This is a genomic window from Dyella sp. 01N36 (assembly GCF_056399745.1).
This window is the reverse complement of record NZ_JBFTRY010000382.1, coordinates 1-1,119: the sequence shown is the minus strand read 5'-3', so window position 1 is coordinate 1,119 and position 1,119 is coordinate 1. Positions and strand designations below refer to the sequence as shown.

General features: G+C 63.3%; 1 protein-coding gene and 1 pseudogene. Both read left to right on the top strand.

Annotated features, from left to right (window positions below):
• Positions 1 to 167 (top strand): annotated as a pseudogene (locus tag AC1DMG_RS22300) (SPFH domain-containing protein); the annotation flags it as partial.
• Between the two features lie 19 nt (positions 168 to 186).
• Positions 187 to 633: an NfeD family protein gene (locus AC1DMG_RS22295; protein ID WP_441602482.1), complete on the top strand. Its 447-nt coding sequence runs from the start codon at positions 187 to 189 to the stop codon at positions 631 to 633.
• Positions 634 to 1,119: the final 486 nt, after the last annotated feature.

Sequence of the window (1,119 nt, the reverse complement as noted above, 5' to 3'; positions counted from 1 at the left end):
CGCTGAAGGAAATGGCCAACTCGCCCAATCAGAAAATGTTGCTGCTGCCGATGGAATCCACCGGCATCCTCGGCTCGCTCGCCGGCATTGCCGAACTGGCCAAGGATTCGCTCAGCCAGCAGCAGGCGAGCACTACGGTCCGCCGTACACCGCCCTCGATCAGCTGAGACCAGGGACGCGACGACGATGGAACAGATCGCCCTTCACTACCTATGGTGGATTCTTGCGCTGGTGTTGATCGCCATCGAAGTGATCCTGCCCGGCTATTTCATGTTGTGGATCGGCATTGCCGCCGGCATCACCGGCGTCGTGGTGCTGGTGGCGCCGGATTTGCCGATGCTGGGGCAGGCACTGGTATTCGCGGTGCTCGCTTTTCTGTCGTGCGCCGCCTACTGGTATGGCCTGCGCCCTCGCCTGATGCGCGATGAGCCCGGCGATGCGCTGCTCAATCGCCGCGGTGAACAGAAGATCGGCCAGCGCTACGTGCTGGTGGAACCGATTGTTCATGGGCGGGGCAAGGCGAAGGTGGGCGACGGTCTGTGGCTGGTGAGTGGGCCGGACTTGCCGGCGGGGGCGATGGTGGAGGTGGTTGGGGTGGAGGGGACGACGTTGCTGGTGAAGGTGGCGGATTAGGTTGTCGTTGGATTGAGTCGATCCCATCTGCTCGTCATCTCGGAGTCGGCCGCCTCTTGCTCGTCGCCGCGGCGCGGGCCGGAGGCGCTTTTCAACAGCGAAGCTGGTCATCCAGGTGCGGTGCGTTGCGATTGTTGCGATACCGCCAGCGTGCCGCCTACGCGGCGGGCGTTTCGATCGGCTGCCGCCGCTCGAGTCACTTTTCTTTTGCTGGCCCAAAAGAAAAGTAACCCAAAGAAAATGGCCTGATAACGCCCGCAGCATCGTGCTGGGATAAGCCCGAACGCTTGAGGCGCGCTGTTGTGGGACAACCTCCGAGGGTACACAGCGGTTACTTCAAAGCGCTGCGCAACGCGCCCGAATCCCTGAGGACTTAAAGCCGGGCCTCGCTGCGCGTCGGCTGTGGGTCACAGGTGGCGCACTAGGTGCCGCGCCTGGCGCTTGGCTTGTCTGTGGGAGCGCACCCTGTGCGCGACAGCCACGCTG